The 13,745-nt window shown below is 39.0% G+C and carries 15 protein-coding genes; 6 read left to right on the plus strand and 9 right to left on the minus strand.

Annotated features, from left to right (window positions below):
• Window positions 1–223: 223 nt before the first annotated feature.
• The 5 genes from J7R07_RS06780 to rpmH form a co-directional block, all read right to left on the minus strand.
• Complete coding sequence (locus J7R07_RS06780; RefSeq protein WP_208436113.1) at window positions 224–916, minus strand: glutathione S-transferase family protein; 693 nt, start codon at window positions 914–916, stop codon at window positions 224–226.
• Between the two features lie 139 nt (window positions 917–1,055).
• The gene (gene yihA, locus J7R07_RS06785) at window positions 1,056–1,703 is read right to left on the minus strand and encodes a ribosome biogenesis GTP-binding protein YihA/YsxC (protein ID WP_208436114.1); all 648 of its coding nucleotides are present in this window, start codon (window positions 1,701–1,703) and stop codon (window positions 1,056–1,058) included.
• Window positions 1,700–3,538, minus strand: a complete 1,839-nt coding sequence (gene yidC / locus J7R07_RS06790; RefSeq protein ID WP_208436115.1) for a membrane protein insertase YidC — start codon at window positions 3,536–3,538, stop codon at window positions 1,700–1,702. The genes yihA and yidC overlap by 4 nt, the downstream gene beginning before the upstream one ends.
• Window positions 3,528–3,920, minus strand: a complete 393-nt coding sequence (gene rnpA, locus J7R07_RS06795; RefSeq protein ID WP_208436116.1) for a ribonuclease P protein component — start codon at window positions 3,918–3,920, stop codon at window positions 3,528–3,530. Before rnpA ends, yidC begins: the two co-directional genes overlap by 11 nt.
• Window positions 3,921–4,049: 129 nt before the next feature.
• On the minus strand, window positions 4,050–4,184 hold the full coding sequence (gene rpmH, locus J7R07_RS06800) for a 50S ribosomal protein L34 (protein ID WP_208436117.1): 135 nt from the start codon (window positions 4,182–4,184) through the stop codon (window positions 4,050–4,052).
• 610 nt (window positions 4,185–4,794) lie between these two features.
• Here rpmH and J7R07_RS06805 point away from each other — a divergent pair.
• The 6 genes from J7R07_RS06805 to J7R07_RS06825 all read left to right on the plus strand — a co-directional run bounded on the left by J7R07_RS06805 (window position 4,795) and on the right by J7R07_RS06825 (window position 9,149).
• Entirely contained in the window at window positions 4,795–5,892 is a 1,098-nt protein-coding gene (locus J7R07_RS06805; protein WP_208436118.1) for an Mrp/NBP35 family ATP-binding protein, read from the plus strand.
• 499 nt (window positions 5,893–6,391) lie between these two features.
• A complete protein-coding gene (locus tag J7R07_RS08530; protein WP_281384551.1) occupies window positions 6,392–6,514 on the plus strand; it encodes a hypothetical protein in 123 nt (40 codons plus the stop codon).
• A 174-nt stretch (window positions 6,515–6,688) separates the two neighbouring features.
• Window positions 6,689–7,576 (plus strand): 16S rRNA (cytidine(1402)-2'-O)-methyltransferase, encoded by an 888-nt coding sequence (gene rsmI, locus J7R07_RS06810; RefSeq protein WP_208436119.1) that lies wholly within the window; start codon window positions 6,689–6,691, stop codon window positions 7,574–7,576.
• Window positions 7,577–7,580: 4 nt separating this feature from the next.
• The gene (locus J7R07_RS06815) at window positions 7,581–7,949 is read left to right on the plus strand and encodes a YraN family protein (RefSeq protein WP_208436120.1); all 369 of its coding nucleotides are present in this window, start codon (window positions 7,581–7,583) and stop codon (window positions 7,947–7,949) included.
• Window positions 7,950–8,055: 106 nt separating this feature from the next.
• Window positions 8,056–8,301: a hypothetical protein gene (locus tag J7R07_RS06820; RefSeq protein WP_208436121.1), complete on the plus strand. Its 246-nt coding sequence runs from the start codon at window positions 8,056–8,058 to the stop codon at window positions 8,299–8,301.
• Between the two features lie 56 nt (window positions 8,302–8,357).
• Window positions 8,358–9,149 carry a pyrroline-5-carboxylate reductase gene (locus J7R07_RS06825; protein WP_208436122.1) on the plus strand — a complete coding sequence of 264 codons (792 nt, stop codon included), beginning with the start codon at window positions 8,358–8,360 and terminating at the stop codon, window positions 9,147–9,149.
• Window positions 9,150–10,059: 910 nt separating this feature from the next.
• Here the strand turns inward: J7R07_RS06825 and J7R07_RS06830 are convergent.
• The 4 genes from J7R07_RS06830 to J7R07_RS06845 are packed head-to-tail and all read right to left on the minus strand — an operon-like array spanning window position 10,060 to window position 13,600.
• Window positions 10,060–11,721 (minus strand): electron transfer flavoprotein-ubiquinone oxidoreductase, encoded by a 1,662-nt coding sequence (locus J7R07_RS06830; RefSeq protein ID WP_208436123.1) that lies wholly within the window; start codon window positions 11,719–11,721, stop codon window positions 10,060–10,062.
• A gap of 3 nt (window positions 11,722–11,724) precedes the next feature.
• Complete coding sequence (locus J7R07_RS06835; protein ID WP_208436124.1) at window positions 11,725–11,880, minus strand: hypothetical protein; 156 nt, start codon at window positions 11,878–11,880, stop codon at window positions 11,725–11,727.
• 3 nt (window positions 11,881–11,883) lie between these two features.
• On the minus strand, window positions 11,884–12,804 hold the full coding sequence (locus J7R07_RS06840) for an electron transfer flavoprotein subunit alpha/FixB family protein (protein ID WP_208436125.1): 921 nt from the start codon (window positions 12,802–12,804) through the stop codon (window positions 11,884–11,886).
• A gap of 49 nt (window positions 12,805–12,853) precedes the next feature.
• Window positions 12,854–13,600 carry an electron transfer flavoprotein subunit beta/FixA family protein gene (locus J7R07_RS06845; RefSeq protein WP_208436126.1) on the minus strand — a complete coding sequence of 249 codons (747 nt, stop codon included), beginning with the start codon at window positions 13,598–13,600 and terminating at the stop codon, window positions 12,854–12,856.
• Window positions 13,601–13,745: the final 145 nt, after the last annotated feature.

Below are 13,745 nucleotides of genomic sequence, written 5' to 3' on the forward strand. Positions count from 1 at the left end.
TTTATTCATACGCCCATCTCTCTGATGGCAGGAAAGAAAATACCTTTTTTGATTTATCATGGATAGGGCTAGAATGAAGAACATATTCTTGTATTTAGGGTTCCATCTCTGTTATGAAATTATAAATCAATGCTACAGATTCTATAAAATTGCATAAGATTTTACGGGTGTAGAGGCTTATTCTCTGTGATATCAAAGATTGCTTTGATTTGTCAGAAGGTGCTTAAAAATCAAGATCTGTATAATGAGGACTTGCTACAATTCCTCGGATGCGATCTGTTAAAAGAGAACGGAAAGAAGGCCGCGATTTAATTCGCGTATACCAATCCTTGGCAGCAGGAGATTGCTCCCAGTCAATTTCGCCTAGAAAATCAAGTACAGAAACAGAAGCTGCAGCTGCTAGATCTGCATAGGATAATTCAGAGCCAACCAACCAGTCGCGAGATGCGCAGAGCCAGTTTAGATAATTCATATGAGGTAGAATATTGGAGCGCGCATTACGTAAAATTTGTGAATTAGGAGCACCACCGCCAATGGTGAGTGGCATTTCACGTTTATAGATTCGTTCCCGTACAATATGACGCGTAGCTTCAGTTTCAAATTTATTTAAAAACCAATCATTGAGACGGCGCACTTCAGCGCGACCTAAAGGATTTTCCGGAAAGAGTTTATTCTCTTGTCGTAAACTCCCGTGTGTTTCATCTAAATATTCGTAGATAACAGTGGCTCCTGATAGTGGAACTTCGTGTTCATCAAGAAAAACTGGAACATGGCCGGCTGGGTTGAGAGCGAGAAATTCATGTCTTCTAGCCCATTCATGTTCTTCAATCAGTTGAGCAGTTATACCATATTCTCCAAGAACAAGGCGTATGAAGCGGGAGGAAGAAGAAAGAGGAGAGTGAAAAAGTGTCAGCATAATCTACATTGTCAAATAGAGTTGATGAGAATTCTTTCAAGTAATAAAAATTTTTATAAAGGGGCTTTACTGGAAGTACAAGATTATTAGCAGAAGCTCGCAATTATATTTAATAAATTCTTAATAACAGAAGCATATTTTATATTGCAATCGTTTGTAAAATGGCAGTACGCAATTCTTCTAAACCTAATGCTTTTTCTGAAGATGTCACGAGCAATTCAGGATAAGCCGCTGGACGTTTGAGAAGCTTTGTTTTTGTGGTTATTATTAATTTTTCAAGATCGTTTGATTTTATTTTATCACTCTTAGTGAAAACAATCTGATAAGAAACAGCTGCTTTATCAAGGAGATCTAAGACATCTGAATCATTCTTTTTGATTCCATGGCGTGAATCACTTAAGATATAAACACGTTTTAGTGTTGTACGACCCCGTAAATAACTAAAAATCAAATTTGTCCATGTATCAACCAAATTTTTAGGAGCTTCGGCAAAACCATAACCTGGCATATCTACCAATGCTAGAGGAGGGAGATCTCCTGGTTGCCCACTGAAACCATCGGGTACAAAGTAATTAAGTTCTTGCGTACGTCCTGGTGTATTTGAGGTACGTGCTAAGCTTTTTTGTTGGACAAGTGCGTTGATCAAAGATGATTTTCCAACATTGGAACGTCCTGCAAATGCAATTTCTGGTGGCCCTTCAGGCGGAAGAAAGCGTATTGCTGGTACACCACGAATAAAAATCCAATTGCGAAAAAAAATTCCGGAAAGAGAAGAATCTTTTGTCATTTATGCACTTCTTTTTCGGGTGATTTCCACCACATGGCTTTAAGATTATTAAAAAGCTCAATTTTAACCCCTTGACGTTTCATCATGATACCTTGCTGAATCATCGATAAAATATTGTTCCATGCCCAATAGATGACAAGACCAACAGGAAAGGAAGCAAGCATAAAGGTAAAAACAACGGGCATCCACGCGAAGATCATAGCTTGTGTTTGGTCTTGAGGGGACGGATTCATACGCATTTGTAAAAACATCGTTGCTCCCATGATCAAAGGCCATGCACCAATCATAAGAAATGTTGGAGCCGCGTATGGCAAGAGGCCAAACAGGTTAAAAATAGAAGTTGGATCAGGCGCCGCTAAGTCTTTAACCCAGCCAAAGAAAGGTGCATGTCGCATTTCGATGGTAATATAGAGAACTTTATAAAGAGCAAAGAATATAGGAAATTGAACCAACATTGGCCAACAACCTGCAAGAGGATTAATTTTCTGGGTTTTATAAAGTTCTATTATTGCTTGTTGCTGTTTGGTACGATCATCGGAATATTTTTCTTTTATTTCCAGCAGCAGCGGTTGTATAAGCTTCATGCGTGCCATGGATTTGTAAGACTTATTTGCCAATGGGAAAAGAAGCGTTTTTAGGAGAACAGTAACAAGAAGAATGGCAATCCCAAAATTACCTGTTTGCTTATAAAGAATATCAATGAGAGAAAACATTGGCTTGGTGATGAAATCAAACCAACCCCAATCGATTAAGAGAGCAAACTTCTTAATTTGCAAGTTATTTTGGTAGTGATTAATGATCTCAACTTGTTTTGCTCCAGCAAAAAGGCGATTTGTAACAGTTTTGGTTTCATTGGGAGCAATCGTTAAAAGTGGCCCTAATAAATCAGATTGATAGTGCGTCTGCAGACGATCAAAATAAATAAAACGGCTTGTATATTCTTGTTCCTGTGGGGGAACAACTGCTACAGCCCAATATTTATCGGTAATACCAATCCATCCTCCTGTTACTTTAGAGAAAGTCATGCTTTTTTGGCCATTATCAGGATTTGGATCAAGCCCCGCTAAGGTTTTGTATTTTTCTGTTTTGAGTGAGTCACCGGCAATAGCTATCATACCTTCATGGAGCAAATAGGTTGCATTTGTATGTTCCGGTGGAGCTGCACGTGCAACGCGCGCATAGGACGAGAGATATATCGGTTTATCTGCTTTATTGCTGATAGAGTCCTCAATGGTAAACATATAATGGTCATCAACAGAAAGAACACGGCGAAAGATTTGACCTTGTCCATTATTATAAATTAAAGTTACGGGTGTTGAAGGCGTCAGTATTGTATTGCTTCCCTCTATTTGCCATTGTGTGTCGGATTGTGGCAAGGCCTCTACTGGCAAAGATGAACTTGTAAAACCAAATTCAGCAAGGTAGGTTGTTGTAAAACCTTTCGGGTTTAGTAAAGCTATTTCCGGTGATTTTTTATCCACCGTCAGGCGGTATTTTTTGAGGAGAAGATCATCAAATTGTGCGCCAACAAGATTAATAGAGCCTTCAAGTTCACTGCTTTTGATAGTAATACGGTTCGTTTTGGCCAACACAGCATTTCGGATTTCAGGAGTCATTTTGAGATCAATCATAGGTGTTGACTCATTTGCTGATGCAGAATCAGAGAAATTCGAAGTGGAAGAAGAAAGTGCTGATTGTTGTTTTGACAATTGCTGTGCAATTATTTGTTGCCTCTGTAATTCGGCCTGTCTGGGAGCAACGTGAAGGAATTGCCATGCGATAAGCACGATAAAAGACAATCCAATGGCGATAAAGAAATTGCGGTTATATTCCATTCGTACACCCCTGTTGCCGCTGCTGGTGTTGTGTTTTTGATTTTATTCGTCGATTTAATTCATTGATTAAAGATGTAAAAGGCGCATGGAGCGCATCAGGGTGTGCTACAATGACATAGTCTGTTCCTGCCTCCATGTTATCTGTTAAACCAACCCTTACCGCTTCACGCAGACGTCTTTTGATACGATTACGTTTGACAGCATTGCCATTTTTGCGTGTAACCGTGAAACCTACACGCGCAACAAGAGGAGATTCTATTCCTGCTCTTCGTTCATGGGATTTAACTTCAAGCAGAAATAAAGGACCACGCCGTTTTTCTCCTGTACGTACCGCTAAAAAGTCTGCTCTCTTGCGAATACGGCAGGGGTGTTTTTTCTTCATAAAGAGCGCTTCGCAATTCTACTAAATGCCTGCAAAAGCAGACACCGGAGGTTTACAACAAAAACTTCACAACGAACAAATGATGAACAATTCAACCGTTGTGAAAATTTAAATGGTTAAGTTAAACGCTTAAGCGGATAACCGCTTACGTCCACGGGCACGCCTTGCAGCGATAATTTTACGGCCGCTAGCTGTTGCCATACGTGCACGAAACCCATGACGACGCTTACGAACAAGTTTAGAGGGTTGGTAAGTACGTTTCATTTATCTAAATACCGCGGAGTGCGGCCCTTCTTAATTCTATAGGCAATAATGCGCTAAGTAAACAATCTTATCCTATCATATAACCGATAACCCATAAGGAAAAACATAAAAAAAGTCAATCTTAGATTATTTTTCTCTCTTTTTTAAAAATACAAAAATTCCACGGCGAATGTGTATTTCGTTCGTAACACTTTAAATTTTAATGGAAATAACTATTTATTGTGATGGTTCAGTCTACAGTTATTTCTTTCATAACACAAGTGGATACTTAAAGTGTTAAAGGAGTAAAGAAAGAAACATGATTTGTTATTGTATGCCCATGGTAAAGTGTACTTATTTTAGCATAAAAAATTTGCTCAGTCTTAATTTTTAAAAACCAGGAATATCCGTAAAAAATTATGCGAAAAGCGTGTTTGAGTGAGATTTTATATCAGATTTAAGATCGAGATTTTTATTCGGGTGTTGTGTAGTATTTTAAAAGAGATATAGTATAAGTAAGGTGTTGACATTTTACAATTCTCAATAAAGTGAAAAGTTTCAGATTGTTAAGTTAGGGTGTTTTTTGCCTTTATTGCTATATTTTCTAGAATTTACATAGAGAGGAAAGAGAGTGAGTCCTATCACAAGCGAGGCTATTCGCAACGCATTACATAAAATCAAAGGACCAGATTTTGAAAGTGACATTGTATCATTGGGGCTTATTTCAGAAATATTGATTGCTCATAGAAAAGTTTTTTTTTCCATTACAGTTCCAGACGGACGTGTACAAGAATGGGAGTCATTGCGTCGTGCTGCTGAGGAAGTGGTGTGTGCTATGGATGGAGTGGAATCTGTTGTTGTCACACTTACGGCAGAAAAAAAACCGATGGTCTCTTCTCAGGTGCATAGAAATACAGTTTATTCTGCGCCAAAACGTAGAGCAGCGAATAGGTTGCCTGTGAAAATGCCAATAGAAGGTGTACAGCATGTGATTGCGGTCGCTTCTGGGAAGGGGGGGGTTGGTAAGTCTACGATGGCAATAAATATTGCTTTAGCTTTACAAGATTCTGGTTTCAAAACGGGTTTGATGGATGCAGATATCTACGGTCCATCTTTGCCACGTTTGACGGGGCTTATTAACCAAAAACCACAGCTCATGGGTGAGAAAAAGCTTAAACCTCTTGAAAAATTTGGCCTTAAATTGATGTCGATGGGTTTTTTGGTTGAAGAGGAAAAGCCGGTGGTATGGCGTGGCCCCATGGTGATGGCGGCGGTAACGCAATTGCTAAGAGATGTTCTATGGGGACCTCTTGACGTTTTGGTGGTTGATATGCCGCCAGGTACAGGGGATGCACAATTAACGCTTGCTCAACAAGTACAGTTGACAGGTGCGGTAATTGTTTCTACTCCGCAGGATCTTGCTTTGGTTGATGCCCGTAAAGCGATAGAAATGTTCATGAAAGTCAATGTTCCTATTCTAGGGCTCATCGAAAACATGAGTTATTTTATTGCTCCTGATACAGGAAAACGCTACGATATCTTTGGTTATGGCGGTACGCGTGCAGAAGCAAAACGCCGAGATGTTCCTTTCTTAGCAGAAGTGCCGCTTGATGCAGCTTTACGATTCTCTTCAGATGATGGTGTGCCAATCTTTGTGGCTCAGCCTGATGCGGAACATGCTAAGCGTTATCGTACGATTGTTGATCAAGTAAAAAATAGATTTTCTTAAATTTACCTTTTTTCTAAATTTTTTCAAACATACGCATTTAAACATGTAGCATTACTATGTTCGGGAACTATAGTACGTGAACAGTGTATTGTGAGATGAAATCTTTCAGATGTAGAAATCAGCAGAAAGGTTCATTGTGTAATGGGTGAGATAATATTTGTTTGTATAAGAATAAAGCAAAAAATTAATTTTACTCATGGAGTGGAAGCGACTAAAGACTTTATTTCAGTTACAAAAAACTGTTTTCCAATGTGAAATTGCTGGATATTGATCATAGTGTTGCAAAAGCTGAATATTACAAAATGAGACGTTGCGATATGCGTGAATCCTGTTTATCCCTAAAATAGTGAAAAGGTCTTTTTGCTGCTGCTAGAGGGCAATTCATGCTTGCTTGAAGTGATTTTTTTCACTGATAAGGAAGTTTGTTTGAAAAGAGTGGGTTATAAGAGTAATTCGGAATCCTTAGTCTTTAACATGGGGAAACAAGCAAGATATGGGAATGGCTAGCTTTATTGCTTGGGCTCTTGAAGCGGAGGTTTTGCTTAAAATTGTTGGAGCTGATAGGGCGTTGGTAACATTTGGAATTCATTCTATACGAGCGATTATAACCAAAAATTTATGACACCCAGTAAAAGCATGAATACTAGAGTAAGCGGTTGTATTATGGTACGAGCGATGATTTGCATGATTATTTTTTGGGTAGTGGTAAAAAAATGGCAAAAATGGGTGTGCTTCACAGAAAAAGGTTTTTGTGAGAGCTGATGGAGAGAGGTTACTTAAATTATGAAAGAAGAGTATGTGTGAAAAAGCATATTTTATAGGTGCTCATGCTTATTCTGCACCTTTTATAGAACCGGCACTTTATCTCGTGGCAACACCTATTGGAAATCTTGCAGATATCACTCTTCGTGCTTTGCAGGTACTTGCGGGAGTTGATATCTTGGCGTGTGAAGATACGCGCGTAACGCGTGTTTTGTTGGAACGCTACGGTATTACAAAAAACCCCTTTCTTTATCATGAATATAATGCACAAAAGGCAGGACCAAAGTTGCTAGCAGCTTTGGCGGAAAATAAAAGTGTGGCGCTTGTATCAGATGCTGGAACACCATTGATTTCTGATCCTGGATTTCGTCTGGTAGAAGAAGCGCGTAAAGCTGGTTATAAAACGGTTCCTATTCCTGGTGCCTCAGCTCTTTTAGCTGCTCTTGTTGCTACAGGTCTTCCCACCGATAGCTTTTTCTTTGCGGGGTTTTTGAGTGCACGAAAAGCACAGCGTCAAAAACGCTTGGAACAATTAAAAGCCATCCCTGCGACTTTGATTTTCTATGAATCCCCGCATCGTCTTATTGAGACTTTACAAGATATGGTTTCTCTTTTTTCGGCTGATCGTCCTGCGGCAATCTGTCGTGAATTAACAAAAAAGTTTGAAACGGTCGATGTTGCTTATTTAGGTGATTTGTTGGAAAACTACAAAAAACAGGCCCATATTCGAGGGGAAATTGTTGTGCTTGTTGGGGAAGGATTTTCCTCTTTGCAAGTGATGAGTGACCAAGAAATTGATGCGATGTTATTAGAATTAGCATATACGCATTCTGCGGCTCAGGCAGCAGCTTTAGTGGCAAAGAAAACGGGCTTAAAAAAGCAAGAACTTTTTCGTCGGTTGAATTTTTTAAAGGATATATGAATATATGCAAAAAGCGCGCAGACAAAAATCCTTTTATCGGGGGATTCGTGCAGAAAAATGGGCTGCTTGGTGGTTGCGACTCAAAGGATTTCACATTGCTGAAATGCGTTTTAAGACAAAACGTGGTGAAATTGACTTAATTGCACGGCGTGGAAATCTTGTCTTAATTGTTGAGGTAAAAGCGCGTTCAACATTAGCTGAAGCAATGGCTGCAGTTTCTCAGATGAATGAGAGGCGCATTGAGGCAGCAGCCGATATTTGGCTTGCACGACAAAAAGATCATGCTCTTTTATGTGTACGTTTTGACCTCATTGCAATTTTGCCGTGGCGTTGGCCTCAGCATATTCCTGCATTTTTTACAGCTGATAAATAAGAGTTTCTAGACTTTTTGAACCATAGTAGATGAAAAATATTTTGTTTTTATATCCACATGGGGTAGAAAAAATACGTAACAATTGGAGCGCTATGAGGAGCGAAATATGGACGATTATGAAAAATTTGCAACGGGTTTGTTGATTGTTTTTGGAGCGCTAATTATTGGTGGTTTAATGGCAATGCATATTGTCCTTATGAATAAACCGGGTTTTTTATTTGCATTAGCGGCTGCTATCGTTGGCTGGTTTTCTGCTTTTGCCGTACTTTTTGATAAGCCCAAAGTTTATTTGGGATTAATTATTCTTGCTATGTTATTTGTTGCTTCCTCAATTGGTATTTATGTGAGTTAAAATCTATGAATTTCTGGTTGAGACCCCTTTAAAATTATTAGGAATGAGGAATAGAAATGAAAATTGGCTTTTTGGGTACGGGTAAAATCAGCGCTTCAATGGTTAAGGGTTTAATGATGAGCGCTTTTGACATTTCTTCTATTCTTATTTCACCGCGTAATGTGCAAATTGCGGAGTATCTTTCACACAATTATGATAAGGTTATAATTGCAGAAAATAATCAAGCGTTGCTTGATGACAGTGATTGTGTTTTTCTTTGTTTACCCAACCAAATTGCACAAGAGGTCTTGCGTTCTCTTCGTTTTCCTCCCGAACAGCTTGTCATTTCTGTGCTTGCCATGGCAAAAGCAGCACACGTTGAAGAATGGATTAACCATAAGGTTTATCGTGCTGTTCCACTCCCTTTTGTAGCAGAATGTAAAAATTTAACGCCAATTTATCCTGATCATCCATTTTTACGCAGTGTATTTGATGCTTTGGGTGGTACATTGGTGTTGGAGGCGGAAGAGCAATTTAATCTTTTCATGACTGCTGGTTCACTTATGGGGGTTTATTTTAATTTTATAGAAACAGCACATCAATGGTTTATAACACAGGGGTTAAAGAAGCAACAATCTGCAGATTTTCTCGCTATGATGTTTGGAAACCTTACGGATGAAATGCGTAAAATTATAGCATCTGATAGTTCTGCATCTCTTGATTTCGCACTGCTTGAGAAAGAGTTTTCAACGAAGGGGGGAACAAATGAGCTTTTGTCAAATTGCTTTTTTCGCCAAGGGGGAAGAAGTGCTTTAACTACGGCTCTTGAGATCACTTTACAAAAAATAAGCGCTCCCTTTACAAATTAAAATGCTGGATCAAGATTTTTTCTGATTGTATGAGAGGGAACGTTTTGTGTTTATTTAGTTCTACATGCGCACAGCTCTACAAAATCGTTTGCTATAGTATGTGAAAAGTAAGCAAGTGAATATTGAAGATTTCTGCACACTAATTCGTTGCTTTATAAAGATCATTCATTATTTCCGAATTAAATGAGAATGCTGAATATAACAAGCTTCTTTCTTTTTAATGCCTTTTATCATGAATAAAAAAACATCTGCTTATGCGTTATAAAAGGGGTAAGGTATAGATACAAAACCGTTTTAAAAAAGACAAAATAGGCTTCTTATAAATCTTCTGAAATGCAAGAAGAGGTAAAACATTTTCAGTTGGTAACAAAAATACTGCCTCTAGCATAGCTTTAAAGGTAACAGAGAGTCATGTCCAATAGATTTTGTCTCCACTCTTTCATCGGTAATGGCGTAAGATTGCGTTGAGATCTTTTTTAAGCTCTATGAATGTGTGCGGTGTGAATATTGGTGTAGAGGCGTATGATGTTTTGTGAGAAAAAGAGTGAGAAAAGCAAAAGTGTGAGGTAGTTGTGTAGTCTTCACTCTTTAAAAGATATCGCTGTAGATATTTTTGATGGTTGTAAAGTTTCAATTAATAAAGAGATAATGAAAATCGACAGTGATTTTGCACCTTTATTAGCCAGAATGATCAAAATATCTTCGTCATTGTTTTAGTTGTTGAGAGAGAAAGGTCTTTCGTAATAGCATGTAAAAAAGTATCACCCTTTAAATGTTAGAGTGATATAAAATAAGTTTTAGATTCCGAAAGAATTTGTAAATGAAGCTATCGGGTAAGATTTTGGTTTGAGAGAAAATACTTTTATTGCTTGTATTTTTTAAATTCTCATTTTAGTGGGATAAAAAATTATTACATATTGAGATAAAGTGGTCCCTCATTGCCTTGCGGACAGGCCCAATTGATATTTTGGTTGGGATCTTTGATATCGCACGTTTTACAGTGTATGCAATTTGAAGCATTGATAACATAAGTTTTTTGATCACTCTGCTCTAGCCATTCGTAGACAGCGGCCGGACAATAGCAGGTGGAAGGCCCTCCATAAATTGCATATTCGGAATCTTTTTGTTTTTCCAAGGAAGCTATTTTTAGATGGCATGGCTGATTTTCTTCATGGTGTGTATTTGAAAGCGCAACACTGGAGAGGCGATCAAAAGTTACAACACCATCTGGTTTTGGGTAAGGAATAGGTTGAAATTTTTCTGCTGGTTCAAGACATTCATAATCTGCTTTTCCATGGGAAAGCGTTTTAAATAAGGAAAATCCGAATAGTTGTTGCCACCACATATCAAAGCCGGCAAGCTTAATCCCATATTTTGTGCCGTATTTTGCCCAGAGTGGTTTGGCATTGCGCACTTTATAAAGGTCTTTGCCAATGGGACTTTTTCTCCAGTGTTCTTCTATTTCTATGACTTCATCGTGGGCGCGACCTTGCGCAAGAGCTGTAGCGATTTTATCGGCTGCTAATATGCCGGATAACATGGCATTGTGTGATCCTTTGATACGAGGGACGTTGACAAAACCAGCAGAACACCCAATAAGTGCTCCGCCAGGAAAGGTGAGTTTTGGTACAGATTGCCAACCACCTTCACTGATGACACGTGCACCATAAGAAAGGCGTTTTGCACCTTTGAAGATCTCATAGAGTTTAGGGTGTGTTTTGAAACGTTGGAACTCTTCAAAGGGAGAAAGATAAGGGTTTTTATAATCTAAGTGCACAACAAAGCCTGCAGAAATTAAATTGTTTTCTTGGTGATAAAGGAAACCACCACCACCAGTATCATTATCTAAGGGCCAACCGGTGAAATGTTGAACTAAACCAGGCTGATGTTTTTGGGGATCAATTTCCCAGAGCTCTTTGAGACCGAGGCCAAACTTTTGTGGTTCACGGTTTTTGCTGAGATCAAATTTTTGTATCAGCTGTTTTGTAAGGGAGCCACGGGCCCCTTCCGCAATCAGAATATATTTTGCCAATAAAGCCATACCAGGTATATAATTTTTTCCAGGAGTTCCATCTTTGTTAAGGCCCATATCACCTGTAAGAACACCAATGATGGCTCCGTTATTGTTCTCTATGGTTTCTGATACGGAAAAACCAGGATAGATTTCGATGCCGAGTTCTTCGGCTTTTTTACTTAGCCAACGGCAAACACTTCCAAGTGAAACGATATAGCATCCATCATTTGATAAGATTTTGGGGCGAAAAATATTAGGAAGTGCTGTGGCATGTTTTGGCTTTAGAAAAAAAAACTGATCACTGGTGACAGGTGTTTTGAAGGGATGATCGTATTCATTTCGCCATTCTGGCAAGAGCGTATCAATACCAATGGGGTCCACAACTGCACCCGAAAGAATATGTGCACCAACTTCTGTGCCTTTTTCAACGATTGTGATAGAAAGTTCGGGATTGATCTGTTTTAGACGAATTGCGGCAGAAAGTCCTGCCGGTCCTGCTCCGACAATCACTATATCAAACTCCATGCTTTCACGTTGTTGATGCAGAGGTGCATTCATGGCTTATAAAGCTTTCTCCAGTTCTGGAATAATGAAGTGAAGATCACCGATAAGGGCATAGTCAGCAAGTTTTATGGAGAAAAGTTTTAGAGCTTTTGTTCCGACAATCATTCTGTTAAATTCTGTAGTTCCACATTGTTGATGCAAAGGTACATTCATAGTTTATAAGGCTTTCTCTAACTCTGGAATAATTTGGTGAAGGTCACCGACAAGGGCATAGTCAGCAATTTGCATAATGGGTGCTTCTTCATCTTTGTTAATGGCTACGATAACTTGTGCATCCATTATACCAGCTAAATGCTGGATTGCACCGGAAATACCAACGGCAATATAGAGTTCAGGAGCAACAACTTTTCCTGTTTGTCCAATTTGCCAATCATTAGGGGCATAACCGGCATCAACAGCTGCACGGCTGGCACCTAAAGCTGCATCCAGCTTGTTTGCAAGGGGGAGGAGAAGGGCCATAAATTGTTCTTGTGAACCAAGACCACGCCCACCTGATATAATAACACGTGCTGAGGTAAGCTCAGGACGATCACTTTTATTGGTTTCTGCTTTTATGAAAAAAGAAAGATTTGGATTAGGAGCTGGTGTTATTGTTTTAATGGGAACTGTGTTATTTTGGAAGGGAGTTGGTGTAAAAGATGCTGTACGAACAGTTATCACCTTTTTATGATCATTGGTGCGTACAGTTTCAAATGCATTTCCTGCATAAATGGGTCGTTTAAAGGTATCTTGTGCAAGAACAGCAACAATATCTGAAACTTGCATAAGATCAAGAAGAGCAGCTACACGCGGCATGACATTTTTACCAGTGCTGGTAGAGGCAGCCATGACCACATCATAATCATTGGCATATTCGACAATTGTATTTGCCATAGGTTCTGCTAGGTAATGTGCTAAATAATCAGCTTCAGCGACAAGAACTTGTCGTACACCAGAAAGTTTAGCACTGTTTTCGGCGATTGTCTGAACCTGTGTTCCACAAACTAAAATATCAATATTATCGCTGATTGATCGAGCTGCGGTGAGTGCTTTTGCGGTTTCCTCTGTATTTTGTTCGGCTAATAAAAGAATTGCCATAAGTTTTGCCCTTTTATACAGTGTTGTTTTTGATCTCGGTTATTGAATATTAAATACGGTTTGTTTGTTTTAGTGCACTGACAAGTTCTACTACATTAGCCACCTTGATACCGGCTTGACGCTTTTGAGGCTCTTCAACACTAAGAATTGTTAAGCGCGCCTGTGTATCTACGCCAAGGTCAGCAAGAGCCTTTTGTTCAATGGGCTTCTTTTTTGCTTTCATGATATTTGGTAGAGAAGTGTAACGCGGTTCATTTAACCGTAGATCAGCGGTCATCACTATGGGGAGAGGCAGAGAAAGGGTTTGGGTACCATTATCTACTTCGCGAGTGACTGTTGCGTGTCCATTTTCTATGTTCAGATGTGAGGCAAAAGTTGCTTGTCCCCAGCCAAGAAGAGCGGCGAGCATTTGTCCTGTTTGGTTACTATCGTCATCAATGGCTTGCTTTCCCAAAAAGACCATATCTGCTCTTTCTTCATGAACAATAACCTTAAGAATCTTAGCAATTGCTAAGGGTTCAAGAGTTTGTTCTGTCGTTATAAGAAGGGCACGATCAGCACCCATTGCAAGTCCTGTTCGCAAAGTTTCTTGTGCGGCTTCTGGTCCAATTGAAACAAGAACAACTTCTGAAATTTTTCCAGCTTCTTTTTGACGAATTGCTTCCTCGACGGCAATTTCATCAAAAGGATTCATAGACATTTTTACATGGGATAGATCAATGCCTGTGCTATCGGGTTTGACGCGTATCTTGATATTATAATCAACAACACGTTTGACAGCGACAATTATCTTCATGATGATCCTCTTCGTTTGTATGATTACAAGTTTATAGTAATAATCATAAGAAACCAAATTTTTTAGAATGGAATCTCATGTAGTCATTATATAAGCTTTCTTAAATTTTCTTGTGCTTTTTTATCATTGTTATTCCTCTCTTTTG

It is taken from the genome of Bartonella phoceensis, assembly GCF_902825145.1.
In the GTDB taxonomy this organism is placed as follows: Bacteria; Pseudomonadota; Alphaproteobacteria; order Rhizobiales; family Rhizobiaceae; genus Bartonella; species Bartonella phoceensis.

Excerpts from the sequence above, each read along its gene's own strand:
- J7R07_RS06845 (WP_208436126.1), bottom strand. The coding sequence starts at position 13,600 with ATGAAGATAATTGTCGCTGTCAAACGTGTTGTTGATTATAATATCAAG.
- yihA (WP_208436114.1), bottom strand. The coding sequence starts at position 1,703 with ATGACAAAAGATTCTTCTCTTTCCGGAATTTTTTTTCGCAATTGGATT.
- rsmI (WP_208436119.1), top strand. The coding sequence starts at position 6,689 with ATGTGTGAAAAAGCATATTTTATAGGTGCTCATGCTTATTCTGCACCT.
- rpmH (WP_208436117.1), bottom strand. The coding sequence starts at position 4,184 with ATGAAACGTACTTACCAACCCTCTAAACTTGTTCGTAAGCGTCGTCAT.
- J7R07_RS06815 (WP_208436120.1), top strand. The coding sequence starts at position 7,581 with ATGCAAAAAGCGCGCAGACAAAAATCCTTTTATCGGGGGATTCGTGCA.
- J7R07_RS08530 (WP_281384551.1), top strand. The coding sequence starts at position 6,392 with ATGGCTAGCTTTATTGCTTGGGCTCTTGAAGCGGAGGTTTTGCTTAAA.
- J7R07_RS06830 (WP_208436123.1), bottom strand. The coding sequence starts at position 11,721 with ATGAATGCACCTCTGCATCAACAACGTGAAAGCATGGAGTTTGATATA.
- J7R07_RS06840 (WP_208436125.1), bottom strand. The coding sequence starts at position 12,804 with ATGGCAATTCTTTTATTAGCCGAACAAAATACAGAGGAAACCGCAAAA.
- J7R07_RS06780 (WP_208436113.1), bottom strand. The coding sequence starts at position 916 with ATGCTGACACTTTTTCACTCTCCTCTTTCTTCTTCCTCCCGCTTCATA.
- rnpA (WP_208436116.1), bottom strand. The coding sequence starts at position 3,920 with ATGAAGAAAAAACACCCCTGCCGTATTCGCAAGAGAGCAGACTTTTTA.
- J7R07_RS06820 (WP_208436121.1), top strand. The coding sequence starts at position 8,056 with ATGGACGATTATGAAAAATTTGCAACGGGTTTGTTGATTGTTTTTGGA.
- yidC (WP_208436115.1), bottom strand. The coding sequence starts at position 3,538 with ATGGAATATAACCGCAATTTCTTTATCGCCATTGGATTGTCTTTTATC.
- J7R07_RS06825 (WP_208436122.1), top strand. The coding sequence starts at position 8,358 with ATGAAAATTGGCTTTTTGGGTACGGGTAAAATCAGCGCTTCAATGGTT.
- J7R07_RS06835 (WP_208436124.1), bottom strand. The coding sequence starts at position 11,880 with ATGAATGTACCTTTGCATCAACAATGTGGAACTACAGAATTTAACAGA.